Raw genomic sequence first — 25,754 nt, forward strand, 5'->3', positions numbered from 1 at the left:
ACTCTTCGCCACCACCCGATCGGGTCGTCGGTAGGCTCATCCGGTGCCGACAACACCCGCCCATCGGCCGACGGTCCGCGTGATCACCGCCGGCCTGTTGGTCGCAGTCGCCGGAATCTGCTATTCATCCTGGGTTCTCGAGTTCTTCTGGTCCACTCCGCTCGACCCCCTGAACAGTTTCCTCAGCGAGCTCGACGCCGCGCACCGGCCGCACCGGGCCGTGTACGTCGCAGGCGACGTGATCACCGCCTGCGCCGCCATGCTCGCCGCCGCCGTCATGCTCGTTCCCCGACCTCGGTTTCGCGGGTTCCCTGCGGTCACAGCAACAGTCGCCCTGTTCACCTTCGGTGCGTCGACCATCGCCGACGCACTCTCGCCCATCGAATGCATACCGGGAGTCGATCCCCACTGCCCGAACGAACCCAGCGGCCTACTTCCCCAGCTTCACCACATTCACGCGCTGACCAGCACTATCGCGGTGTTCTCGATCTTCACGGCCATGGTCGCGGCGACGATCGCAGCACGCCGCGACGGCTGGTGGCCCGCGTTGCGAGTCGTCGGGACGGTCATCCTGGTCATCCTTTCTCTGGCCACTGTCTGGATGCTCGTCGCCGACAACCTTCCCGGTGACTACCGATTGGGCCTGGCCCAACGGATTCAGGTCGGCGGGATGACCGTGTGGCTGGTGATCTGGGGTTGGGCCATCGGCACATCGACCGACGCGCAGGACGCTAGCGGAGGTCGATGACCTCGGCGGAAGGTGTGTCGTGGTACATCTCAACGATGTGGTCGGCGTACTTCGACGCGATCGGCTTGCGGCGCAACTTCATCGTCGGCGTCAGCTCGTCGCCGCCCGGATCCCAGGCCGCCGGCACGATGGTGAACCGCTTGATCTGCTCCACCCGAGACAGTTTGCCGTTTCCTTCGCGGATAGCGGTGACCACCTCCTCGACGACCGACTGATGGCCCGACAGCGTGGCGATGTCCGCGTCGGGCATGTTGAGCATCTTCGCACGGGCGGCGGCGGCATCCGGGTCGAGCACAACCAGGGCCGAGATGAAGGGTTTCGCATCGCCGATCGCCACCACCTGCCCGATCAGCGACGACGCCGCCTTCATGGCATTCTCGATGTTGGTGGGCGACATGTTCTTACCGGCCTCGTTGATGATGAGTTCCTTCTTGCGATCGACGATCGTGACATTGCCGTCATCGTCGATGGTGGCGATGTCGCCGGTCGCGAGCCAGCCGTCGGCGTCGATCGTCTCCGCGGTCTTGTCGGGCTGCTTACGGTAGCCACGCATCACCACGGGTCCCCGGATCAGCAGCTCGCCGTCGTCGGCGAGTTTCACCTCCACCCCGGCCACCGGTTTGCCGACCGTGCCGATCTTGAGGTTCTCCGATGTGGTCATCGTCGAGACGCCCGTCGTCTCCGACATCCCCCACACCTCGAGAACCGGCACGCCCAGCCCGAGGAAGAACTGCAACACCTCCGGTGGGATCGCCGCGGCCCCGGAGCCGGCGAACGTGATCTGGTCCATCCCGATCGCCTCGCGGATCTTGTGGAACACCAGTTTGTCGGCGAGCCCGTGCTGGACGCCGCCGACCAACCCGTCGCCTCGTCCGGCAATGTGGGCCTTCGCCGATGCCGCGCCGGCGCCGAGAGCCCACGACGCAAGGTTCTTCTTCACCGGGCTCTTCTCGCCTGCCATCTTCGCCTCGATGCCGGCACGGATCTTCTGCCAGACCCGTGGGACACCGAAGAAAAACGTCGGGTGCACTTCGGGCAGTGCCGCCGCGATCTCCCGTGGGTCCGCGACGGTGGTCACCTGGATGCCCCGCACCATGTTCGCGGCATGCGAGGACACACGATCGGCAATGTGGGCTGCGGGGAGATAGGAGATGACCCGGTCACCGAAACCCGCCTCGACGTGTTCCTCGAGCGCGACGAGCTCGGCGATGATGTTGCGGTGGGTGATCTCCACACCTTTGGGCGGCCCGGTGGTGCCCGACGTGTAGATGATCGTGGCCAGGTCCTCCGGCCGGACGGCCCGCCAGGACGCCTCGAAGTCGAATCCGTCGGGCGCCGGGGTCTGTTCCAGGTCCGCCAGGGACACCGCGTCGCCTGCGACACCGTCGACGACGATGGTGGTGGTCACGGCGGTGTGCGCGGCGCGGATCACCGGAAGCAGCACCTGCTCGGTGATGACCACCGCGTTCTCGGCGTTTGCGAAGAGGTACTCGATCTGCTCGGGCGAACTGGTGTTGTAGATGGAGAACGGCACCGCACCCAGATGAAGGGCCGCCGTGTCGACGAGGTGGAACTCGGGACGATTTGTCAGCATGATGCCGACGGTGTCCCCGGGTCCGACGCCCAGCCCGGCCAGGCCTCGTGCGATCGCCTCCACGCGGCGTCCGTACTCCGTCCAGGTGATCTCCTGGATGCCGCCGACGGTCCGCAGTGCCACGTCGTCCGGCCGGATGGTGATCGATTGTTGGAAGGCCTCGGGGAGCGTAGCCACTCCCACTCCGCTCTCGTGCGGAAAAGTGATCAGTTCTGTCTGCGCCATGACCGGTGTCCTCGCTCGTCCCGACGGTGTGGTCGGGATCACAGTACCGACTGATCAGCGTCGGGAGGATCGATCCGCGAGATTGGTAATGAAATGGTAAAGAATGCTGTCCGAGGACCGATCCAGCAGCGGAATACGTCGACGTCAGGCGCCGACCGGACGCACCTCCCATGCACCGCCGCCGGTCAGTTCCAGCACTTCGGTGTGATGCTGATCGGTGGTGCTGCGGTGGCTGACCGACACCAGGATCGTGTCGGGCAGTTCCTCGCGGATCAGCGTGTACAGCGAGTACTCCAGCCCTTCGTCGACCGCGGAGGTCGCCTCGTCCATGAACACCACTTCGGGACGCGTCAGGAGGACACGGGCGAACGCCACACGCTGCTGTTCGCCGGGTGAGAGCACCTTGGCCCAGTCCTGCTCCTCATCGAGGCGGTCGACAAGGTGGGGCAGGAAGACGCGTCGCAGTGCCGCCTGTATGGCCTCGTCGCCGAGATCGTCCGGCGACGCCGGATATGCCACGACAGTTCGAAGGTCGCCCAGCGGGATATACGGGATCTGGGTCAGGAACAGGGTCCGGTTACCGGCTGGACGCGTGAACTCGCCGTCGACGAATGGCCACAGGCCCGCCAGCCCGCGCAGCAAGGTGGTCTTACCGGCTCCCGACCGGCCCTTGACGACGAGCGCATCACCGGGAGCCAGGGACAGATCCAGGCTCCTGATCAGGTCGTCGCCGTCCGGCGTCGTGATCGACACGTTGGCCAGGCGAACAGCTCGATCCTGATCGGCAGTCGCGATCTGCGGCAACTTCCGCGACTTCGAATCGGCTACCTCGAGTCCGTCCAGTCGAATGATCGATGCCCGCAACGAAGCGAAATCGTCGTAGGAATTGCGAAAGAAGGACAGCGCGTCGTGAACGTTTCCGAATGCGCTCGCGGTCTGCGTCATGTCGCCGAGCTGGATGGAGCCCGCGAAGAATCGGGGGGCCTGCACCAGATATGGAAACACCACCGACAACTGCGTGACGCTGAAATTCCACCCGACGAACTTCAGCATCCGGTAGACGATCTGCCAGAAATTGTCGACGACGGACCGGAAACGTGTCATGAGACCGCGGTGCTCCACTCCCTCGCCGCGGTAGAACGCGACGTTCTCGGCACCGTCGCGGACACGCACCAGGGCGTAGCGGAAGTTGGCGGTGAGTCGCTCGCGCAGGAAGTTCAAGCGGATCAGGGGGCGTCCGACCCAGAACGCGACGACAGTGGCGATGAGCACATACATGAACACCAACCAGACCATCAGACGCGGGATCTCGACGCCCCCCAGTGTCATCGGTCCCGACAGGTCCCACAGGATCTTGGTGAAGGACACGATCGTGACGATCGCTGGAATCACGCCATTGGTCGACGATCCGCCCGAGCTGAAGATGAGCGAGCGACTCGACGATGCGAGGTTGGTGATATCGGATTCGATGCGCTGGTCGGGGTTGTCCACGCCCGGCTGGATACCGGCGTCCTTGCGCCCCGAGCTCAGATCGACGAAGCGATTGCGGTAGAAGGCGCGTCCGTTCATCCAGTTCCCGGCGGCACTCTCAGTGAGCCACCACCGCCATTTGATCTCGAAGGCGCTGCCGACGTAGAGCTCGAGGAGTGTGCGGACGACGTGGATCGTCGCGAGGATGCCGAACACCGTCATCGAATGCCAGAATCCGGACTTGCCCGCCTCGAGTACGGACTGCCCTTCGGGTCCTTGCCCGGCGAGACCCTGGGCAACCGTCTGGAACGAGGTGTAAAGGTCGTTGCTGAAGTAGGAGAACAGCACCGACAATCGAACGCCGAACAGTGAGAAGAACAGCAGGGCCACGATGAAGCCCCAGGCCATCACCCGGGTCTCGCGGCCGGTGAAGAAGTCGCCGGTCACACTCCAGAATTGCCGTCCCCACCGGGTCAGGCGCGCCAGCAGGAACCCGACGACCAGCAGTCCCACCATGCAGATCGCGAAGACGATTGCCAGCCACTTCAACGAGGCCCAGATCTCGTTGGCCCAGTCGATGCTGTACTCCATCCAGCCCCCTCTGCAGACGCACGGCTCCGCCGATTATGAGTCGCAGAAGTCTAACCCGGTGGAGGTCGTCGCACCCGACAACGCACCGGGAGCTATCCGAGGGGCCGAAGCACTGCGCCGTCGCCCAGTGCAGTTTCGGAAACGGTCTCCTGGAACACATCTCCGACCCGGACGATGTAACCGCCTCGACCTGCGGGAACATCCTTCGCGCTGAACGGCATCTCGCAGCGCCCGTCGTCGCCGCTGCGCCGTTGGCCGAGCGCGGTTGTGGACAGTTCGTCGCCGGTCTCGTCGAAGATACGGACAGGAGTTCCCGGACCGACCTGCAGCACCTGCGTCTGTGCGGTCGGGCAGACCACGACGCCCTGCGCGGTGAACGAGGACCGGTTCAGGACTCCCACCAGCAATGCCACGACCGCGACAGCGGCCAACGCCAGCCCGGCCAACGAGCTGAGCATGATGATCGGCGAGCGCGTGCTGTGCTGCCAGGTGCGCTTGGGCAGCATCTGGCCGGACTGCAGCCAGTACTCGGGCTGCCCGGGCGCCCGAGGTGAACCTTCAGGCCGGGGATGCGGGGCTGAGGTCATGCCGACCAGTGTGCCATCGTCGCCAAAGCCGATCTCCCAGAACCGCTACGGGTCAACTCTTCGGCGGGAAGTACTTGATCAGCGCCTCCTGGACGACGGAGGTGGCGAGAGTGCCGTCGCGATTCCAGAATCGCCCCGAACCCATACCGCGCGACCCCGACGCGACGGGCGAACGGGTGGCGTAGAGCATCCAGTCGTCGAACCGGAAGTCGCGATGAAACCACATCGAATGGTTGACGGTCGCGGCGAACAATCGGTCGATGCCCCACGACAGGCCGTGTGTCGTGATCACCGAGTCGAGCACCGTGGTGTCCGACGCGTAGCACATGGCGGCCACATGCAGGATCGGGTCGTCGGGCATGGCACCGTCGGTCTTCATCCACACCCGGTTGTCCTTGAGCTTCTCCCCCGCGTCCCGCATCTTCCAGGTCGGGTCGTTCGCGAATCGGATGTCGATCGGGTGCATCGCGTTGACGAAGGTGGCGATCCGGTCCTCATAGCCCTTGAAATGCTCACCGAGAGGCGGCAACTCCTCAGGATAGGGCACCTGCGGGATCTCCACGGCATGCTCGAGCCCGGCGGTGTTGTCCTGGAATGCGACGAGCATCGTGAACACCTCGGCGCCGTCCTGGATCGCGGTGACCTGACGGTTCGCGAACGCTTTCCCGTCCCGGAACCGGGCGACGTGATATTCCAACGGCTTGCCCACGTCCCCACCGCGGATGAAGTGCGCGTGCAGGGCGTGAATCGGGGGATTCCCCCGTGTGATGGTGCGCGACGCGGCCACCACGCCCTGGGCCAGCAGCTGCCCACCGAATGTCCGAGCGGTCTTCTGCTCCGGGTGGTGCCCGATGAACAGATCCTCACCCTGGCGTTCCACATCCAAGAGCGCGAGCAGCTTACCGAGATCTCCGGATTGTTCGGTCATGACAGCACACCCTATTCCGTATGCTTCCGATCACCGCGCGCGGCTTGCGGACGAGATCAACTGCCGATCCCTACCCCCGCTCCCTACCACCGATCCCTGAGGAGGCCCGGAGCCTGCGGAGGGCCGTCACGCACCGATCCCTGAGGAGGCCCGGAGCCTGCGGAGGGCCGTCCCCACCGATCCCTGAGGAGGCCCGGAGCCTGCGGAGGGCCGTCACGAAGGGCCCTTCGTGACGCACGCTCACTCCGTTCGCGGGCTCCTCAGGGACCGGGCGGGAAACCGCACGCTCACTCCGTTCGCGGGCTACACAGGGACCGGGGCGGGAAACCCCGCGCTCACTCCGTTCGCGGGCTACACAGGGACCGGGGCGGGAAACCCCGCGCTCACTCCGTTCGCGGGCTCCACAGGGACCGGGGCGGGAAACCCCGCGCTCACTCCGTTCGCGGGCTCCACAGGGACCGGGCGGGAAACCCCGCGCTCACTCCGTTCGCGGGCTACACAGGGACCGGGGCGGGAAACCGCACGCTCACTCCGTTCGCGGGCTCCACAGGGACCGGGGCGGGGAAACCGCGCGCTGACTCGCGACTCAGGACCGGGTCGCGAGCTCCTCCGCGGAATGGCGTCAGTGGTCCTGCTCGCCGATCCGGTGGACGTGGATCATGTTGGTGGATCCGACGGTCCCGGGGGGAGCGCCGGCCACGATCACCACGACATCTCCCTCTTCGAGACGACCGATCCGCAACAGTTGATGGTCGACCTGATCGATCATGCTGTCGGTGGTGTCGACGTGATCGACGATGAATGTCTCTGTGCCCCAGCTCAATGCGAGCTGACTGCGCACCGCCTGAGTCGGCGTGAACGCGAGCAACGGCAGCCGCGAATGCAGGCGCGCCAACCGGCGGACCGTGTCACCGGACTGGGTGAACGCGACGAGCGCCTTGACCTCCAGGCGTTCCCCGATGTCACGCGCCGCATACGAGATGATGCCGCGCTTGGTCCGCGGAACATGCGAGAGCGGCGGGACATCGCGGGGCCCGGCCTCCACGGCCTGTGCGATCTTGTCCATCGTGCGCACCGACTCGATCGGCCACTTGCCCACCGACGTCTCGCCGGAGAGCATCACCGCGTCGGCGCCGTCGAGCACCGCGTTGGCGACATCGGAGGCCTCGGCACGGGTCGGCCGTGAATTCTCGATCATCGAATCCAGCATCTGGGTTGCGACGATCACCGGCTTCGCGTTCTCCCGCGCCATCTGGATGGCACGTTTCTGCACGAGCGGGACCTGCTCGAGCGGCAACTCCACACCGAGGTCGCCACGGGCGACCATGATCGCGTCGAACGCGAGCACGATGGCCTCGAGGTTCTCGATCGCCTCCGGCTTCTCCAGCTTCGCGATCACCGGGATACGTCGCCCGACCCGGTCCATCACCTCATGGACGAGTTCGATGTCGGCGGGACTGCGCACGAACGACAGCGCGATCATGTCCACCCCGAGTTTCAGGGCGAACTCCAGGTCGGCGATGTCCTTCTCCGACATCGCGGGCACCGACACGTTCATGCCGGGCAGGGACAGACCCTTGTTGTTGCTCACGGGTCCGCCTTCGGTGACGGCGCACACCACGTCGTTGCCCTCGACGCCGGTCACCCGCAATCCGACCTTGCCGTCGTCGACGAGCAGCCGGTCGCCGGACGATGCGTCCTCGGCGAGCTTCTTGTACGTGGTCGACACCCGATCGTGGGTGCCCTCGATGTCGTCGACGGTGATGCGGACCTCGTCACCGGTCTCCCACATGACCTCGCCGTTGAGAGCTCCGTCGTCACGGAACTTGCCCAGACGGATCTTCGGTCCCTGCAGGTCGGCGAGGATGCCGACCGCCTTCTCCGTGGCGTCGCCGGCCTTTCGAACCCGGTCGTACACCGCCTTGTGGTCGTCGTGGGACCCGTGGCTGAAGTTCAGCCGTGCCACATCCATTCCTGCTTCGACGAGTTCCTTGAGCTTCTCGTCGGAACTTGTGGCCGGGCCGAGGGTGCAGACAATCTTTGTTCGCCGTGTCACTGTGTTCACCTTAGTCCCGTTGGTGCGGCATCTCTATCCCGGTGACGAATGGTCACCTGTCCGCCACGTCTCGTTGAGAAGGTACTCAGCGAACCGAGAGCGGCAACGCCGCCGGTCGCACTGGTGACGGCAGGTCGGACTCCCCCATGAGGAACTCGTCGACCGCGCGTGCCGTCGAACGCCCCTCAGCGATGGCCCACACGACCAACGATGCACCACGATGCGCGTCTCCACACACGAACACTCCGGGCGCGTCGGTCTGCCAGTCACTGCCGCAGGACAGCGACCCGCGGCGGTTCGGTTCGATGTCCAGATCGGCCAGGAGCGGACCACCCCTCACTCCGGCGAAACCGATCGCGAACAACGCCATCTCGCAAGGGATCTCGAACTCGTCGCCGACCGGGGTCACGACCCGGCGGCCATCGGGTTCGCGGGTGACCTCGACCTCGGCGAGGACCATCGTGGTCACGTTGCCGTCCGCGTCGCCGACGAAGCGCTGCACCGCGACCTCATATTTGCGTTCGCCGCCCTCGGCGTGCGCCGACGACTCCCGCATGACCAACGGCCAGGTGGGCCACGGCGACCGGCTGTCGTCCCGGTCGAGCGGCAACGCCGGGTTGTAGTCGAGTTGCACCACCGACGCCGCGCCCTGACGGTGCGCGGTCCCCAGGCAGTCGGCGCCCGTGTCGCCGCCGCCGATGATCACCACATGTTTGCCCGCGGCAGTGATGGGCGACGGACCGTCCCCCTCACACTCCTTGTTCGCCGGGACGAGATGCTCCATCGCGAGGTACACACCATTGAGGTCGCGACCCGGCACCGGGTTGTCGCGCGCCTCCATCGCACCGATCGCGAGGACGATCGCGTCGTGGTGTGAGCGCAGCTCCTCCACCGACATGTCGGTGCCGACATCACAGCTGGTGACGAACTCGGTTCCCTCGGCCCGCATCTGCGCGACCCGGCGGTCGATGTCGGACTTGGGCAGTTTGTATTCGGGGATCCCGTAGCGCAGCAGCCCGCCGATCCGATCGTCGCGTTCGTAGACGGTCACATCGTGTCCGGCGCGGGTGAGCTGCTGGGCCGCGGCCAGCCCGGCCGGCCCCGATCCGACGACGCCGACCGACTTCCCCGAGCGCGAAGCCGGCGGTTCGGGACCGATGATGCCCTCCGCCCAGGATTCGTGGGCGATCGTCTTCTCGATCCGTTTGATCGTGACGGCGCCGCCGGTGGTCTGCTCGGAGATGGACAGCACGCAGGCCGCCTCGCACGGCGCCGGGCACACCAAACCGGTGAACTCCGGGAAGTTGTTGGTGGCGTGCAACCGGGCGCTGGCCGCGTCCCACCGTCCGCGACGGACGAGGTCGTTCCACTCCGGGATCAGATTGCCCAGCGGGCATCCCGCGGTGCCGGAGTGGCAGAACGGAATGCCGCAGTCCATGCACCGACGGCCCTGCTCGGAGACCTCTGCCAGCTCCTTCAGCGGATTCTCCGGATGGGCGTAGACGTCACCCCAGTCCTGCACCCGCTCGGCGATGGGCCGGTACTTCGCTTCCTTCTTCGAGATGTCCAGAAAACCGCGTGGATCAGCCACGAGCCGCCTCCATGATCGCTGAATCGACATCGCGCCCTTCGGCTTCGGCCATGCGAGCGGCGTCGAGTACTCGTTTGTAATCGGTGGGCATCACCTTGGTGAAAGCCAGGCATCGCCGCGGCCAGTCGGCGAGCATCGAGGCACCGATCGCCGAACCGGTGAGTTCGGTGTGGGTGGTGATCGTGTCGCGCAGGAACTGCAGGTCGTCGGGATCGGGTCGCAGCAACTCGACCATCGCCTTGTTCACCTTGGCCGGATCGAGGTCGTAGACGAATGCGATACCGCCGGACATCCCCGCCGCGAGGTTGCGCCCGGTGGGTCCGAGGATGATGACCCGCCCACCGGTCATGTATTCGCAGGCGTGGTCGCCCACACCCTCGACCACCGCGGTTGCGCCCGAGTTACGCACAGAGAATCGCTCGCCGACACGTCCCCGCAGGAACACCTCGCCCGACGTCGCGCCGTAGAGGATGGTGTTGCCGGCGATGACCTGGTCCTCGGCGATGAACCATGCGTCCGGGTCGGGTGCGACGACGATCCGGCCGCCACACAGCCCCTTCCCGACGTAGTCGTTGGTGTCGCCGGACAGCTTGATCGTGATTCCCGGCGGCAGGAACGCGCCCAGCGATTGTCCGGCCGACCCGGTCAGGTTCACCACGATGGTGTCGTCGGCAAGACCCTCCGCGCCGTAGCGTCGGGTCACCTCGGACCCGAGCAGGGTGCCGACCGTGCGGTTCACGTTGCGCACCGGCAGTTCCAGGGTGACCGGGTGCGCGTCCTCGAGTGCACCTTCGGCGAGCTGGATGAGGGTCTGATCCAGCGCACGGTCGAGTCCGTGGTCCTGGCCCCGCACCCGGCGGGTCGGGCCCTTGTCCTCGAACTTGCGGAAGATCGGTGTCAGGTCGAGGCCCTTGCTCTTCCAGTGCGCGACGGCCTCCGCGGTGTGCAGCCGCTGCGACTGGCCGATCGCCTCGTCGAGGGTCCGGTAGCCGAGCTGGGCCAGATGTCTCCGGACGTCCTCGGCGACGAACCGGAAGAAATTGACCACGTGGTCGGCCTGGCCGGTGAACCGGGCGCGCAACTGCGGGTTCTGTGTGGCCACTCCGACCGGGCAGGTGTCGAGGTGGCAGACCCGCATCATGATGCAGCCGGTGACGATGAGCGGCGCGGTGGAGAAGCCGTACTCCTCGGCACCGAGCAGCGCGGCCATGATGACGTCGCGGCCGGTGCGAAGGGCGCCGTCGCACTGAACGGTGATGCGGTCACGCAGACCGTTGAGCATCAGCGTCTGCTGCGCGTCGGCGAGTCCGATCTCCCATGGGGTGCCGGCGTGCTTCAACGATGTCAGCGGCGACGCACCGGTCCCGCCGTCGTGCCCGGAGATGAGCACGACGTCGGCGTGGGCCTTGGAAACACCGGTCGCGACCGTCCCGACACCGACCGCGCTCACGAGCTTGACGTGGATACGGGCATCGGAATTGGCGTTCTTCAGATCATGGATCAGCTGGGCCAGGTCCTCGATCGAGTAGATGTCGTGATGCGGCGGTGGCGAGATGAGGGCCACACCCGGTGTCGAGTGCCGTGTCTTGGCGATCCACGGGTACACCTTGTAGGCCGGGAGCTGGCCACCCTCACCGGGTTTCGCGCCCTGCGCCATCTTGATCTGGATGTCGGTGGCATTGATCAGGTAGTCGCTGGTGACGCCGAATCGTCCGGATGCCACCTGCTTCACGGCGCTGCGGCGCTGAGGGTCGTAGAGACGGTCGACATCCTCGCCGCCCTCACCGGAGTTGGATCGGCCGCCGATCCGGTTCATGGCGATCGCGATCGTCTCGTGGGTTTCCGCCGAGATCGAGCCATAGCTCATCGCCCCGGTGTTGAACCTTGTCATGATCGCCTCGACCGGCTCGACCTCGTCGAGCGGGATCGGGTCGCGCGCGGACAGGTCGAAGTCGAACAGCCCGCGCAGCGTGCCGCCCTCGCGGGAGAGTTTGTCGACCTCGTCGGAGTACCGCTGGAACACTTCGGCCTGACCGGTCTTGGTCGCATGCTGCAGCAGGAAGATCGTCTCGGGCGTGAACAGGTGGAGCTCGCCCTCACGGCGGTACTGGTACTCACCGCCGACGTCGAGTCGACGGTAGACCTGTTCGGTCGCGTTCTCCGGGAAGGCCCGATGGTGACGGATCCGGACCTCCTCGGCGAGTTCGTCGAGACCGACGCCCTCGATCCGCGACACCGTCCGGGTGAAGTATTCCTTGACCACAGCCGACGACAGCCCGACCGCTTCGAAGGCCTGTGCACCGGTATAGGAGCTGATGGTCGAGATGCCCATCTTGCTCATCACCTTGAGGACACCCTTGCCGAGTGCCTCGAGGTAGTTGCGGCTCGCCTTCGACGGGGTGACCCCGGTGAGTTCGCCTTCCGCGATGAGATCCTCGATCGACTCGAGTGCCAGATAGGGATTGACCGCTGCCGCACCGAAGCTGATGAGCAATGCGATGTGGTGCACCTCGCGGGCGTCGCCGGACTCGACGACCAGCGCAACCTTCGTGCGCTCCTTGGTCCGCACGAGGTGGTGATGGACCGCCGACGTCGCGAGCAGCGACGGTATCGGGGCGTGGTCGCGATCGGTGTGGCGCGTCGAGATCACCAGTGTGGTGTGTCCTTCGGCGATGGCCTGGCTGGCCCGCATCCGAAGATCCTCGAGGGCGGCCGCCAGCCCCGGACCGCCGTCGGCGACCTCGTAGAGGCCGTGGAGCACCTTGGCCGACAGGCCCGGGTTGTCCCCGTCGTCGTTGATGTGTACGAGCTTGGCGAGATCGGCGTTGTCGATGACGGGCCAGTGCAGCAGGATCTGTCGGCACGACGCGGCGGACGGGTCGAGCAGGTTCTGCTCCGGCCCCATCACACGCGCCATCGAGGTGACGATCTCTTCGCGGATGGCGTCCAGCGGCGGGTTGGTGACCTGCGCGAACAGTTCGACGAAATAGTCGTAGAGCAGTCGGGAACGCTTCGACAACACGGCGACCGGGGTATCGGTGCCCATCGACCCGAGCGGTTCGTAGCCGGAGGCGGCCATCGGGGTGAGCAGGACCCGCATGTCCTCTTCGGTGTAGCCGAACGACAACTGTCGGCGCACGACGGTGTCGTGGTTCGGCTTGTACACGGGGCGGCTGGGCAGTGTGGCGATGTCGAGCAGGCCCGCGTGCAGCCATTCGTCGTAGGGTTCCTCGCCGATGAGGTCGCCCTTGATCTCCTCGTCGGGGATGATCCGTCCCTGCTTGGTGTCCACCAGGAACATCCGGCCGGGCTCGAGCCGTCCCTTGGAGATGACGTCGTCGACGGGGACGTCGAGGACGCCGGCTTCCGACGCGAGGATCACCCGGCCGTCGCGGGTCTGCCACCAGCGGCCGGGGCGCAGGCCGTTGCGGTCGAGCACGGCGCCGACGACGGTGCCGTCGGTGAACGTGACACATGCCGGCCCGTCCCACGCCTCCATCATCGACGCGTTGAACTGCAGGAACGCTCGGCGTTTCGGGTCCATGTCCGGGACGTTCTCCCACGCCTCCGGGACCATCAGCATCACCGCGTGCGGCACGCTGCGGCCGCCGAGGTGGAGCAGTTCGAGGACCTCGTCGAGCGATGCCGAGTCCGAGGCCTCCGGGGTGCAGATGGGGAAGGCGCGCTTGAGGTCGCCCGGGATGAGATCGGTCTGCAGGAGGGCCTCACGGGCACGCATCCGGTTGCGGTTGCCCCGGACCGTGTTGATCTCGCCGTTGTGTGCGACGAACCGGAACGGGTGAGCCAGCGGCCACGACGGAAAGGTGTTGGTGGAGAACCGGGAATGCACGATGGCGATGGCGCTGAAGCAACGGTCATCACGCAGGTCGTCGTAGTAGAGCGGCAGCTGCATCGTGGTGAGCATGCCCTTGTAGACGATCGTCCGGCTCGACAGCGACGGGAAATACAGACCGGTCCCGGCCTCTTCGATCTCCGCGGTGACGCGTTCGGCCTGCTTGCGGAACGGATAGATGTAGCGGTCGAGGTCGAGCCCGCCGATCCGCTCGCCTCCGGGCGCGGGATCGACGGTGACGAAGAGCTGCATCATGTAGGGCATACAGCCCAACGCCGTCTCGCCGACGTCGGCGCGCACGGGATCGACCGGGAGTTCGCGCCAGCCGAGGATCGTGACACCTTCGGTGTCGGCCAGATCGGTCACGCGGGCGATGGCGCTCTCACGCAGCGTCGGATCCGCAGGTAGAAAGCATGTCCCGGCGGCGTAGGTGTTCGCACCGCTCGAAGTGGGTTCGGGAAGGTCGAAATCGACGACCGCGCGAAGCAGTTCATGCGGCAGCTGGATCAGGATGCCCGCGCCGTCGCCACTGTTGGCCTCGGCTCCGGCCGCGCCGCGGTGTTCGAGATTCTCCAATGCCAGTAGGCCGTCGGCGACGATCGAGTGCGATCGTCGGCCGTAGACGTCGGCCACCATGGCGACGCCGCACGAATCCACCTCGGCGGCGGGGTCATACAGGCCCTGTTTGGCCGGCAATGCAGAAAACAACATCTCGAACCTCCACTCGACTCGCTGACGAATCGCAATGTCCTCAGGGACAGCGCTGGCCCGTGGAGCAGTGCCGGTGTCGGATCGGTTGGGCTGACCCCGCACACCGCGAAACATAACCTTATCCGACTGAATCCGGCGACGCCGTCTTCTCTGCTGTGATCAATGTCGGATCGAACCCGCGTCGGATCGGCCGAGGTTGGATCGACCCGCGAGTGGAGTAACCGGCCCTCGCCGTGCGACGCAAGCCGACTCGGTCAGCGAGAGGTGTCGCTGTCGGCGACGTCGGGGGTTCCGTCGGCGTCGTCGGGGGTTCCGTCGGCGTCGTCGGGGGTTCCGTCGGCGTCGTCGGGGGTTCCGTCGGCGTCGTCGGGGGTTCCGTCGGCGTCGTCGGGGGTTCCGTCGGCGACATCCGAGGTTCGGTCGGCGACATCCGAGGTTCCGTCGGCGACATCCGAGGTTCCGTCGGCGACATCCGAGGTTCCGTCGGCGACATCCGAGGTTCCGTCGGCGACATCCGAGGTTCCGTCGGCGACATCCGAGGTTCCGTCGGCGACATCCGAGGTTCCGTCGGCGACATCCGAGGTTCCGTCGGCGACATCCGAGGTTCCGTCGGCGACATCCGAGGTTCCGTCGGCGACATCCGAGGTTCCGTCGGCGACATCCGAGGTTCCGTCGGCGACATCCGAGGTTCCGTCGGTGACGTCGGGGGTGCTGTCGCGGGTGGCCTCGGATTCGAGAACCCAGTCGTCGGAGGTGGTCTCCGAGATCACCGGCTCACCGTCGTCGGTGCGAGGCGTGTGACGAGCGATGGCCGCCGCGAGCGCGGCCTCGGCGGGACTCGGCGCGTCGTCGTCATCTGCGGGGAGTCCGACCCGGACATGGGCGGCGCCATCGTCGACGTAGCCCACCACCCCCAGCTCCTCGAGCTCCTCGGCCCGCTCGGGGTGATAGATCTCCAGTCCCTGCTCACGACCCTTCGGCGCGAGCACGAAGTACGCTGCCGCACACGCGAACACCAGGATCGCGGTGAACACGTTGATGCGGGTGCCGAAAATGTGGGTGGCCGGGTCGGACCGCATGAGTTCGACACCGAACCGCCCGACACAGTAACCGGCGACGTACAGCGCGAACAGTCGCCCGTGTCCGATCCGGAAGCGGCGGTCGAGGACGACGAGCAGGATCACGACGAGGACGTTCCACAGCAGTTCGTAGAGAAATGTCGGGTGCACGATCGCCACCACGTGGCCGTTGGAGGTGCCTGAGATCAGGCCGGGGTCGGCGTAACCGTTCGGGTCGACGCGTTCATAGATCTCGAGACCCCACGGCACGCTGGTCTCGCGCCCGTACAACTCCTGATTGAAGTAGTTCCCCAGTCGTCCGATGGCCTGGGCGAGCAAGATCGCCGGCGCGAGGGCATCTCCGAACGGGGGCAGCTTGATGCCGTGGCGGCGGGCACCGATCCAGGCACCGAGCGCGCCGAGCAACACCGCACCCCAGATCCCCAGACCGCCGTCCCAGATCTTGAGTGCATCGATCGGCTCTTTGGGACCGTCCCCGAAATACGTCTGCCAATCGGTGGCGACGTGATAGAGGCGCCCACCGACGAGGCCGAACGGGACGGCCCAGATCGCGACGTCGAGGACCTCACCCTCTTGTCCGCCGCGCGCCTTCCACCGGTGATTGCCCCAGAAGACCGCGATGACGATACCGACGATGATGCAGAGCGCATAAGCACGGAGCGGCAGCGGCCCGACGTGCCACACGCCCTGCGGAGGACTGGGGATGTAGGCCAGGATCGTCGGCCCAGCCATGGGTGTCGGCACCGTCACGGTGCCACCCTAACCGACGTGCCGACGACCGCTGCCACCCCGCACTACGAGGCCGCAGGAGCCGGCGACCGCACTCCGGCGGCGAGGTCCTCCACCAGCGCGGTCAGGTCGCCGACGCCTGACTTCGCCGCGCTCACCAGCGCAGAGCCGACGATCACGCCGTCGGCATACGCGGCGATCTCGGCGGCCTGCGCACCGTTGCGCACGCCGAGGCCAACGCCGATGGGAATGTCCGAATGGGCACGGACCCGTGCACACAGCTCCGGGGCGGCATCGGACACCGCGTCACGGGCGCCGGTGACACCCATGGTGGAGGCCGCATAGATGAATCCGCGCGACGCGTCGACGGTCATCGCCAACCTCTCGTTGGTCGACGACGGCGCGACCAGGTAGATCCGGTCGAGGTCGTGTTCGTCGGACGCGGCGTGCCAGGCGGCGCCCTCCTCGGGGATGAGGTTGGGGGTGATCATGCCCGCGCCGCCCGCGTTGGCCAGATCCCGGGCGAAGCGATCGACACCGTATTGCAGGACCGGATTCCAGTAGCTCATCACCACCGCCTGCCCACCGGCGTCGGTGATCGCCTGCACGGCGGTGAACACGTCCCGCACGCGCACACCATTACCCAGCGCGGTGTCGGCGGCCTCCTGGATGGTGGGCCCGTCCATCACCGGATCGGAGTACGGCACACCGACCTCGATGATGTCGCACCCGGCCGACACCATGGCCCGGAAGAACTCCACCGATTTCTCCACGGTGGGGTACCCGACCGGAAGGTACCCGATCAGCGCGCTGTGGCCGTCGGCTCGGCAGCGTTCGAAGGTCGGTCCGAGTTTCGACGGAGCGGTGTGGGTGATGGTCGCGGTCGCTGCGTCGCTCATACGGGCTCCCCGGTCTGCTCGCCGCCGGCGGCCGCCTCGTCTTGTGACGGCGGCTTGTCGAACAACCCGAACCATTCGGCGGCGGTGTCGACGTCCTTGTCGCCGCGGCCGGACAGGCTCACCACGATGACGGAGCCGTCGCCGAGTTCCTGCCCGAGCTTGAGTGCACCGGCGACCGCATGGGCCGACTCGATGGCGGGGATGATGCCCTCGCGGCGGCTCAGCAGCGCCAGCGCATCCATGGCCTCGGTGTCGGTGATCGGGTAGTACTCGGCGCGACCGATGTCCTTGAGGTAGGCGTGTTCGGGGCCGACGCCCGGGTAGTCGAGGCCCGCCGAGATCGAGTGGGACTCGATCGTCTGGCCGTCCTCGTCCTGCAGCAGATAAGAGTAGGCGCCCTGGAAGGCGCCCGGCGTGCCGCCGGTGAACGTGGCCGCGTGCCGGCCGGTATCCACTCCGTCACCCGCCGCCTCGTAGCCGACCAGCCGGACGCCGGTGTCGTCGATGAACGGGTGGAAGATGCCGATCGCGTTGGACCCGCCGCCGATACAGGCGACGACCGCGTCCGGTAGCCGCCCGGCCTGCTCGAGGATCTGGACACGGGCCTCGAGTCCGATGACCTTCTGCAGGTCTCGGACCATCGCCGGGAACGGGTGCGGCCCTGCGGCGGTACCGAAGCAGTAATAGGTGTTGTGCGCGTTGGTCACCCAGTCGCGCATCGCTTCGTTGATGGCGTCCTTGAGGGTGGCCGAGCCGTTGTCGACGGCGATCACGTCGGCGCCGAGCAGCCGCATGCGGGCGACGTTGAGCGCCTGCCGATCGGTGTCGACCCGACCCATGTAGACCACGCATTCGAGGCCGAGCAGTGCACACGCGGTGGCCGTCGCGACGCCGTGTTGACCGGCACCGGTCTCGGCGATCACACGCGACTTGCCCATCCGCTGGGCCAGGAGCGCCTGGCCGAGGACATTGTTGATCTTGTGCGAGCCCGTGTGGTTGAGGTCTTCGCGCTTCAGGAAAATCCTTGCGCCGCCAGCTGATTCACGCAGTCGCTTCGCTTCGTACAGGGGCGACGGCCGCCCGGTGTAGTCGCGTTGCAGGCGGTCGAGCTCGGCGAGATAGTCGTCGTCGCGGCGGAGCTTCTGATAGGTCGTGGTGACCTCGTCGATCACGGCCATCAGCGCTTCGGGCACGTGGCGCCCGCCGTAGACGCCGAAGTGGCCGCCTTCGTCGGGCTCGATCGATGTCCGGGTGGTGAGCCCCACGCTCGCCGCCGGATAAGAGGTTTCTGAGGTGTCGGTATGGGAGGTCACGGTCTCTTGTCGTCGCTCATCGGGGTGGTCGGGCGGAGATGTCCGTCAGCGAACCGGTTTGGGGCAGGACGGGTGGGTCCCCGCGGTGACCAGCTCGGACACGGCCGCGCGCGGGTCGCCACTGGTGACCAGTCCCTCCCCGACCAGCACCGCGTCCGCACCGGCGCCGGCGTAGGCCAGCAGATCGGCCGTGCCGCGGACACCGGATTCGGCCACCCGGATCACCTTGGTGGGCAGTCCGGGGGCGATTCGAGCAAAGCAGTCGCGGTCGACCTCGAGGGTCTTGAGGTTGCGTGCATTCACGCCGACGACCGAAGCGCCGGCCTCGAGTGCCCGGTTGGCCTCCTCCTCGGTGTGCACCTCCACCAGTGCGGTCATCCCGAGGCTCTCGGTGCGGTCGAGCAGGGAGGCGAGCACGTTCTGTTCCAGCGCTGCCACGATCAGCAGGATGACGTCGGCGCCATGGGCCCGGGCCTCGTGGATCTGGTAGGGCCCCACGATGAAGTCCTTGCGCAACACCGGGATGTTCACCGCGGCGCGCACGCTGTCGAGGTCCGCGAGGGAACCACGGAACCGGCGTTCCTCGGTGAGGACACTGATGATGCGGGCACCGCCGGCCTCGTAGGCACTGGCCAGCTCGGCCGGGTCGCCGATGGTGGCGAGATCTCCCTTGGAGGGGCTGGCTCGCTTGACCTCGGCGATGACGCCGATGCCGGGCTGGCGTAGCGCCTCCATCGCGTCCTTGGGTGCGGGGGCCTTCGCGGACGCGGCTTTGACCGCCACGTAATCGACCACGGCTTCGCGCGCGGCCACATCAGCTCTGACTCCGTCGATGATGGAGTCGAGGACTGTCGGCATACTCACGACCGTTGGCCCCCTTTCGGTGTTCGTTGTGTTCTCAGGGTAGACCGCGGCCCGTTTCGAGCTGAGGTCGGGTTCGTCGCTCAGCGACGCCCTTCGTCGTCGTCGGGGACGGTCCCACCGGGCCTGCCGTCGTCGTCGACATCGGTGGGATCGATGCCGGTGTCGAGGGCATCCCACATCATCCGTTCGTTCGCGACCGGACCTTCGTTACGCGCGGAAGTGTCGGCGGGTGGTTCGGCCGTGTCGCCCGCGTGGCCGGTGGCGCCCTCGGCGTCGGCCGCCTTGCGCTGCTCGTGTTCGGCGAAGATCTGTCGCTCGAGCTCCTCGCGACGGGCGCCCGGCGTCTGATACTTCGACGACATCCCGGCCGCACCCCCGGCGACCCGGAGCAACAGCACCCCGGCCAGCACCGCGCACAGTGAACCGATGAGGACCACCACGGCCGCCCACGAGTTCGTGGTGATGAGCAGGACCTGGAACCGTCCCGGGATGTCGGCGGCATTCGACGCGTAACCCGAGTCGGCACCGCCGGTCAGCAGCGAGATCGCCGGCACCGCGGAGACCACGCCCGCGACGGCGACCAGCAGCGCGATGATGCGCAGACCCCATCCGCGAACCGAGAACGCGGCGAGGATGGCCGCCAGCAGGGCCAGCGCGAGCGGGGTCAGCCACGGGCTCCAGTCCGAGCCACTGACGTCGAAGGTGCGCGGTGGCGCCAGCCCGTCCGACGCCAGGACGTGGCACCAGACCAGCCGGGACGCCGACCACAGGGCCAGCGCGCACAGCGCCAGCAGGACGGCGGCGATGATCTGTCGGCGACGCAGGAACGCCTTGGTCGCGGCTTCCGGATCCATCCGCGACGGCGACGAACCGGACGGAATCGGGCCCGACGGTGCGGGACCATCCGGTGTGGAATCGGTCATCGGCTGCCGGCCTCCCCGACCGTCTGGTCCGCGCTTGGATCGTGCCCGACCGGATCGTCCCCGCCGACGCGTCGCATCGTCGCGGCCGCCGCGACCGCATTGAGCACCGCGGTCGCCTTGTTGCGGGCCTCGTTGTACTCGTACTCGGGCTCACTGTCGGCGACGACCCCGCCACCGGCCTGGACGAACGCACTGCCGTCGGCCATCAGCGCGGTGCGGATGGCGATGGCGGTGTCGGCGTCACCGGCGAAGTCCAGATATCCGACGATGCCGCCGTACACACCCCGCCGGGTCAGTTCCTGCTCGTCGATGAGTTGCATCGCCCGAACCTTCGGCGCCCCGGTGAGGGTACCGGCCGGAAAGCATGCCGTGACGGCGTCGAGCGCGGTCTGGTCGTCGCGCAGGGTGCCGGAGACCGTCGACACCAGGTGCATCACGTGGCTGTACCGCTCGACGTGCCGGTAGTCGCTGACCTTCACGGTGCCGGGGCGGCAGACCCGTCCCAGGTCGTTGCGGCCGAGATCGACGAGCATCAGGTGCTCGGCGTTCTCCTTCTCGTCCTCGACCAGGCCCTTGGCGAGGAGCTGGTCTTCTTCCTCGGTCTTGCCGCGCCAGCGGGTGCCCGCGATGGGGTGCGTCGTGGCGACACGATCCTGGACCGTCACCAGCGCCTCCGGACTGCTGCCGACGATGGTGAAGGGGCCACGCCCGGCACGAGCACTCCCGGACGGATCGGTGTCGCCTTCCTCGACGCCCGGCATCCGGAGCAGGTACATGTACGGACTCGGGTTGGAGGCGCGCAGCACGCGGTACACGTCGATGGGGTCGGCATCGGTCTGCATCTCGAAGCGCTGCGACGGCACCACCTGGAAGGCTTCGCCCGCCTCGATCTCGCCCACCAGATCCCGGACGATCTCGCCGTATTCGGCGAGCGTGCGTTGCGAGCGGTACTCCGGTGCCGGCCGGTCGAAATGCGACACGGTCGACGGGGCCGGCGCGGCGAGGGCTTCGGTCATGCGATCCAGCCGCGCGACGGCGTCGGCGTAGGCCTCCTCGACCCGATCGGCGGAGCCGTCCCAGTTCACCGCATTGGCGATCAGGGTGATCGTGCCCTCGTGGTGATCGACTGCGGCGAGGTCGGTCGCCAGCAGCATCATCATGTCGGGCAGACCGAGGTCGTCGACCGTGGTCTCCGGCAGACGCTCCAGGCGCCGCACCATGTCATAGGCGAAGAACCCGACGAATCCACCGGTGAGTGGCGGCATGTCCGGGAACGGGTCCGTGGCCAGCAGGCGCAGGGATTCGGCGAGGGCCTCGAGCGGGTCCCCGCCGTCGGGTGCACCGTTGGGCACTTCTCCCCACCATCGCGCCTGGCCGTCGACGACGGTCAGGGCCGACGGTGAGCGCGCACCGATGAACGACCAACGCGACCAGGAGCGCCCGTTCTCCGCGGATTCCAGCAGGAAGGTCCCCTCGCGGTCGCCGGCGAGTTTGCGGTATGCCGACAGCGGCGTCTCGGAGTCCGCGAGTACCTTGCGGGTCACCGGCACCACGCGGTGATCGGCGGCCAGGTCGAGGAACTCCTCGAGCGTTGTGGTGGTGGCGCTCATCCCAGTGGCTCGCCGCCGACGCCCCACTGCTGTCGCGGTACCTCGGTGATGGTCACCCAGACGGAATCGGGGTTCTTGCCGGTGGCCTTCGCGTAGGCCTCCGTCACCGCCGCGATGGTCTCGCGCTTGACCCGGTCGGACAGGCCGGGTGTCTGCGAAATCTGGATCAAGGGCATTCCTGCCGTCACCGCCTTTCTATGTCACGTTCTCATCGTCGGGGAGCTCGTCGGCAACCGCCTCGCCCTCAAACAGCGACGGGGTGTCGAAGCAGCTGTGATTTCCGGTGTGGCAGGCGGCGCCCACCTGATCGACGACGAGCAGGACGGTGTCACCGTCGCAGTCGAGGCGTACGTCATGGACGTACTGGGTGTGGCCGCTGGTCTCCCCCTTGACCCAGTACTGCTGTCGGGACCGTGAGTAGTACGTCCCCTGTCGGGTCGCCAGGGTGGCCTCCAGCGCGGCGTCGTCCATCCACGCCATCATGAGCACCGTTCCGGTGGACCGCTCTTGCGCGATTGCAGCGAACAGTCCGTCGTCGTTTCGCTTCAGCCGTGCGGCCAGGTCGGGGTCGAGGGCCATCAGCGCACCGTGATCCCTTCCGCCGCCATCGCGGCCTTGACGTCGGGAATGGTCAGCTCGCCGAAGTGGAAGACCGACGCGGCCAGGACGGCGTCGGCGCCGGCCTCCACCGCAGGCGCGAAGTCGCCGAGCGCCCCGGCGCCACCGCTGGCGATCACCGGCACGGTGACCGCTGACCGGACCGCGGCCAGCATCCGCAGGTCGAAACCGCGCTTGGTGCCGTCGGCGTCCATGGAGTTGAGCAGGATCTCGCCCACCCCGAGCTCCTGACCGCGCTCGGCCCACTCGATCGCGTCGATGCCGGTGCCCTGTCTGCCTCCATGGGTGGTGACCTCCCACCCCGACGGTGTCGGGGTGTCGCCGTCGGGCACCGTCCGCGCATCCACCGACAGGACGATGCACTGCGAACCGAATCGACGACTCATCTCGGCGAGGACGTGCGGGCGTGCGATGGCCGCGGTGTTCACGCTCACCTTGTCGGCGCCGGCCCGCAGCATCGTGTCGACGTCCTCGACGGTGCGGATACCACCGCCGACGGTGAGCGGGATGAAGATCTGGTCGGCGGTGCGTTTGACGACGTCGATCATCGTGGCGCGGCCCGAACTCGATGCGGTGACGTCGAGGAAGGTGAGTTCGTCGGCGCCCTCCCGGTCATACCGGGCGGCGAGTTCGACCGGGTCGCCGGCATCCCGCAGGTTCTGGAAGTTGACGCCCTTGACGACACGACCGTCATCCACGTCCAGGCAGGGAATGACCCGTACCGCCACCGTCATGACCTACCTCCGGAGTTGTCTGGGTGGGCGGACCGCGCGGGTCTCGAATCCCACTCGTCGCCGACCACGTCGCCGATGACCGCCATCAATTCGTCGTGTAACCCGGGTGCCCCGGTGACCAACGAGGTCGACCTCGCGGTCCACGGCGTTCCCCCCAGGTCGGTCGCCACTCCTCCGGCAGCCCGGATGAGCGCCGCCCCTGCAGCGTTGTCCCAGGCGTGGCGGCCGAACGCGATCGCGCCGCCGAAGATCCCGGCGGCGGTGTAGGCCATGTCGACACCGGTGCTGCCGGTCATCCGCAGCCGCGCAACCCGCGAACTCAGTGCCCGGAGCACATCCACGCGGCGTGCACCCGGGTAGCGTCCCTGCGCTGCCGCATTGAACGGCCCATACCCGATCACCGCCGACTCGAGGTCGATCGGCGCGAGGGCACCGACCGGCTCACCGTCGACGTACAGGGGGCCGTCGACATGTCCGGCGAAGCGCCGTTTCAGCAGCGGGAGCCAAGTGAGGCCGAGCACGGGTTCGCCGTCGACGAGCAGCCCCAGAAGGATGCCGGTCAGCGGAAAACCGGTCGAGTAGTTGTAGGTACCGTCCACCGGGTCGAGCACCCAGACCGGGCCCTCGGTGATCGGTGGTCCGCCGAACTCCTCCCCGTGCACGGGGATCTGTGTGCGTTCGGCCAGTTCGGCGCTGATGCGACGCTCGAGGTCCAGGTCGACCTGGGTCGCGAAGTCCGTCGCTCCCTTGGCGACCGCGCTGGGCGCACCGAGACCGGCGACGAACTCGTCGGCGACCGAATCGAGGATCGTGCTCGCGACGTCGAGCAGGCGGGAGGGATCCATCAGATCCCGTCGACGGCCGTGAGGGCCTCGGGGAGGGTGAACCGGCCGGCATAGAGCGCCTTGCCGACGATCGCGCCCTCGACACCTCGATCGACGAGCCCGGCGATGGCGACGAGGTCGTCGAGCGCGGAGACGCCGCCCGAGGCGACGATCGGCGCCGACGTGGCGGCGGCGACCTCGGCCAGCAGATCCAGGTTGGGACCGCCCAGGGTGCCGTCCTTGGAGACGTCGGTGACCACATAGCGGGCGCAGCCGTCGCGGTCGAGGCGGGTCAACACCTCCCACAGATCGCCGCCGTCGGTCACCCAGCCGCGGCCACGCAGTCGATACGACTCGCCCTCGCGGATGACATCCAGACCGACCGCGATCTTGTCGCCGTAGCGTTCGATGGCGCGTGCACACCAGTCCGGGTTCTCGAGCGCCGCGGTGCCCAGATTGACGCGCGTGCAACCGGTTCCGAGCGCCGCGGCGAGCGAGTCGTCGTCGCGGATGCCGCCGGAGAGCTCGACCTTGACGTCCAGTTCGCCGACGACGTCGGCGAGCAGTTCGCGGTTGTTGCCACGCCCGAACGCGGCGTCGAGGTCGACGAGGTGAATCCACTCGGCGCCGTCGGTCTGCCAGGCCAGGGCCGCCTCCCGGGGCGAGCCGTAGGAGGTCTCGGAGCCGGCTGCACCCTGGACGAGGCGGACGGCCTGTCCGTCGGCGACGTCGACGGCCGGGAGGAGTTCAAGGGTGTTACCCATCGGTGGAGGAGTTCCTGTCTGTCGGATGTGGGGGGTGCGGCGGTTGGGCCGGATCGGCGGCGCGGGCGGCCAGGATCTCGCGCTCGGCGGTCGCGATGATCCGGCGAGACACGGTACCGATGACCGCGATCATCGCCAACACGGCGATCAGCGCCACGACGAGCCCGGCGATCGGCGACCACTGCGCGATGAGCAGGATGACGGGGATCGACACCACCAGGACCAGCACGCCGGCGCCGAGCGAGTACAGCACCAGCTTGCCGTAGGAGAACCGGGTGTCGCCGAGGCTCATGTCAGTGACCGGACCCAGTTGCGCAGCAGATGCGCGCCGGCGTCGCCGGACTTCTCGGGATGGAACTGGGTGGCGGCCAGAGCCCCGTTCTCCACGGCGGCCAGGAAGGGACCGCCGTGTTCGGCCCACGTCAGTTTCGCGGCCGCGAGTGGTGAGCCGACGTTGTCCATCTCCCAGGTCTGCGCCGCGTAGGAGTGCACGAAATAGAAGCGGGTGTCGGCGTCGAGCCCGTCGAACAGCAGCGAACCCTCGGCGGCCTTGACGGTGTTCCAGCCCATGTGGGGCAACACCGGAGCGGGCAGTTGGCTGACGGTTCCGGGCCACTCCCCGCAGCCGTCCGCCTCGACCCCGAACTCCACGCCCCGCTCGAACAGGATCTGCATGCCGACACAGATGCCGAGTACCGGACGACCACCGGCCAGCCGCCGGTCGATGATCCGGTGGCCCTTCACCGCGCGTAGACCCTCGATGCAGGCGGCGAAGGCGCCGACGCCGGGCACGACGAGGCCGTCGCAGTCGGTTGCCGCGTCCCGGTCGGCGGTGACGGTCACCGTGGCGCCGGCCCGTTCGAGTGCTCGCTGCGCCGACCGCAGGTTGCCCGAACCGTAGTCGAGGATCGTCACCTCAGGCGTGCCGCTCACCGGGTCACCCCCGTGGTCCCGGAAATGCGCCCCAGAAAGCCACCCTCCTGGGCGCCGCCGTCGACATGATGTGCGCGACCGGCTGCTGCCGGGCGCTTTTCTGGGGTGTT

21 protein-coding genes are annotated in these 25,754 nt (G+C 67.4%); 1 reads left to right on the top strand and 20 read right to left on the bottom strand.

What is annotated here, in order from left to right; genetic code table 11:
- The first annotated feature begins 43 nt into the window (after positions 1-43).
- Complete coding sequence (locus ACVT6V_RS21085) at positions 44-748, top strand: DUF998 domain-containing protein (RefSeq protein WP_489896061.1); 705 nt, start codon at positions 44-46, stop codon at positions 746-748.
- Here ACVT6V_RS21085 and ACVT6V_RS21090 read toward each other — a convergent pair.
- From ACVT6V_RS21090 to hisH, 20 genes are all read right to left on the bottom strand, one after another.
- Complete coding sequence (locus ACVT6V_RS21090) at positions 732-2,567, bottom strand: AMP-dependent synthetase/ligase (protein WP_489896062.1); 1,836 nt, start codon at positions 2,565-2,567, stop codon at positions 732-734. The genes ACVT6V_RS21085 and ACVT6V_RS21090 overlap by 17 nt on opposite strands.
- Positions 2,568-2,711: 144 nt before the next feature.
- A complete protein-coding gene (locus tag ACVT6V_RS21095) occupies positions 2,712-4,628 on the bottom strand; it encodes an ABC transporter ATP-binding protein/permease (protein WP_489896063.1) in 1,917 nt (638 codons plus the stop codon).
- 92 nt (positions 4,629-4,720) lie between these two features.
- Positions 4,721-5,215: a hypothetical protein gene (locus ACVT6V_RS21100; protein ID WP_489896064.1), complete on the bottom strand. Its 495-nt coding sequence runs from the start codon at positions 5,213-5,215 to the stop codon at positions 4,721-4,723.
- A gap of 52 nt (positions 5,216-5,267) precedes the next feature.
- Positions 5,268-6,143, bottom strand: a complete 876-nt coding sequence (locus ACVT6V_RS21105; RefSeq protein ID WP_489896065.1) for an acyl-CoA thioesterase — start codon at positions 6,141-6,143, stop codon at positions 5,268-5,270.
- 622 nt (positions 6,144-6,765) lie between these two features.
- Positions 6,766-8,199, bottom strand: coding sequence for a pyruvate kinase (gene pyk / locus ACVT6V_RS21110; protein ID WP_489896066.1), 1,434 nt, complete (start codon positions 8,197-8,199; stop codon positions 6,766-6,768).
- Positions 8,200-8,284: 85 nt separating this feature from the next.
- Positions 8,285-9,790, bottom strand: a complete 1,506-nt coding sequence (locus tag ACVT6V_RS21115) for a glutamate synthase subunit beta (protein WP_489896067.1) — start codon at positions 9,788-9,790, stop codon at positions 8,285-8,287.
- Positions 9,783-14,354, bottom strand: a complete 4,572-nt coding sequence (gltB, locus tag ACVT6V_RS21120) for a glutamate synthase large subunit (protein ID WP_489896068.1) — start codon at positions 14,352-14,354, stop codon at positions 9,783-9,785. Before gltB ends, ACVT6V_RS21115 begins: the two co-directional genes overlap by 8 nt.
- Positions 14,355-14,608: 254 nt before the next feature.
- On the bottom strand, positions 14,609-16,165 hold the full coding sequence (gene lgt, locus ACVT6V_RS21125) for a prolipoprotein diacylglyceryl transferase (RefSeq protein ID WP_489900927.1): 1,557 nt from the start codon (positions 16,163-16,165) through the stop codon (positions 14,609-14,611).
- Between the two features lie 62 nt (positions 16,166-16,227).
- Positions 16,228-17,061 (bottom strand): tryptophan synthase subunit alpha, encoded by an 834-nt coding sequence (gene trpA, locus ACVT6V_RS21130; protein ID WP_489896069.1) that lies wholly within the window; start codon positions 17,059-17,061, stop codon positions 16,228-16,230.
- Positions 17,058-18,374: a tryptophan synthase subunit beta gene (trpB, locus tag ACVT6V_RS21135; protein WP_489896070.1), complete on the bottom strand. Its 1,317-nt coding sequence runs from the start codon at positions 18,372-18,374 to the stop codon at positions 17,058-17,060. The genes trpA and trpB overlap by 4 nt, the downstream gene beginning before the upstream one ends.
- A 45-nt stretch (positions 18,375-18,419) precedes the next feature.
- The gene (gene trpC, locus ACVT6V_RS21140) at positions 18,420-19,238 is read right to left on the bottom strand and encodes an indole-3-glycerol phosphate synthase TrpC (protein WP_489896071.1); all 819 of its coding nucleotides are present in this window, start codon (positions 19,236-19,238) and stop codon (positions 18,420-18,422) included.
- A gap of 80 nt (positions 19,239-19,318) precedes the next feature.
- Complete coding sequence (locus tag ACVT6V_RS21145) at positions 19,319-20,161, bottom strand: TIGR02234 family membrane protein (RefSeq protein ID WP_489896072.1); 843 nt, start codon at positions 20,159-20,161, stop codon at positions 19,319-19,321.
- Complete coding sequence (locus ACVT6V_RS21150) at positions 20,158-21,771, bottom strand: anthranilate synthase component I (RefSeq protein ID WP_489896073.1); 1,614 nt, start codon at positions 21,769-21,771, stop codon at positions 20,158-20,160. Before ACVT6V_RS21150 ends, ACVT6V_RS21145 begins: the two co-directional genes overlap by 4 nt.
- Complete coding sequence (locus ACVT6V_RS21155) at positions 21,768-21,947, bottom strand: tautomerase family protein (RefSeq protein WP_066162994.1); 180 nt, start codon at positions 21,945-21,947, stop codon at positions 21,768-21,770. The genes ACVT6V_RS21150 and ACVT6V_RS21155 overlap by 4 nt, the downstream gene beginning before the upstream one ends.
- Positions 21,948-21,966: 19 nt before the next feature.
- Positions 21,967-22,350, bottom strand: a complete 384-nt coding sequence (hisI, locus tag ACVT6V_RS21160; RefSeq protein ID WP_489896074.1) for a phosphoribosyl-AMP cyclohydrolase — start codon at positions 22,348-22,350, stop codon at positions 21,967-21,969.
- Positions 22,350-23,123: an imidazole glycerol phosphate synthase subunit HisF gene (gene hisF, locus ACVT6V_RS21165; RefSeq protein WP_489896075.1), complete on the bottom strand. Its 774-nt coding sequence runs from the start codon at positions 23,121-23,123 to the stop codon at positions 22,350-22,352. The genes hisI and hisF overlap by 1 nt, the downstream gene beginning before the upstream one ends.
- A complete protein-coding gene (locus ACVT6V_RS21170; protein ID WP_489896076.1) occupies positions 23,120-23,968 on the bottom strand; it encodes an inositol monophosphatase family protein in 849 nt (282 codons plus the stop codon). Before ACVT6V_RS21170 ends, hisF begins: the two co-directional genes overlap by 4 nt.
- Entirely contained in the window at positions 23,968-24,711 is a 744-nt protein-coding gene (gene priA, locus ACVT6V_RS21175; RefSeq protein WP_489896077.1) for a bifunctional 1-(5-phosphoribosyl)-5-((5-phosphoribosylamino)methylideneamino)imidazole-4-carboxamide isomerase/phosphoribosylanthranilate isomerase PriA, read from the bottom strand. Before priA ends, ACVT6V_RS21170 begins: the two co-directional genes overlap by 1 nt.
- Positions 24,704-25,003: a hypothetical protein gene (locus ACVT6V_RS21180; RefSeq protein WP_489896078.1), complete on the bottom strand. Its 300-nt coding sequence runs from the start codon at positions 25,001-25,003 to the stop codon at positions 24,704-24,706. The genes priA and ACVT6V_RS21180 overlap by 8 nt, the downstream gene beginning before the upstream one ends.
- Positions 25,000-25,644, bottom strand: a complete 645-nt coding sequence (gene hisH, locus ACVT6V_RS21185) for an imidazole glycerol phosphate synthase subunit HisH (protein WP_489896079.1) — start codon at positions 25,642-25,644, stop codon at positions 25,000-25,002. Before hisH ends, ACVT6V_RS21180 begins: the two co-directional genes overlap by 4 nt.
- Positions 25,645-25,754 lie beyond the last annotated feature (110 nt).

It is taken from the genome of Gordonia sp. LMA167 (genome assembly GCF_058130025.1).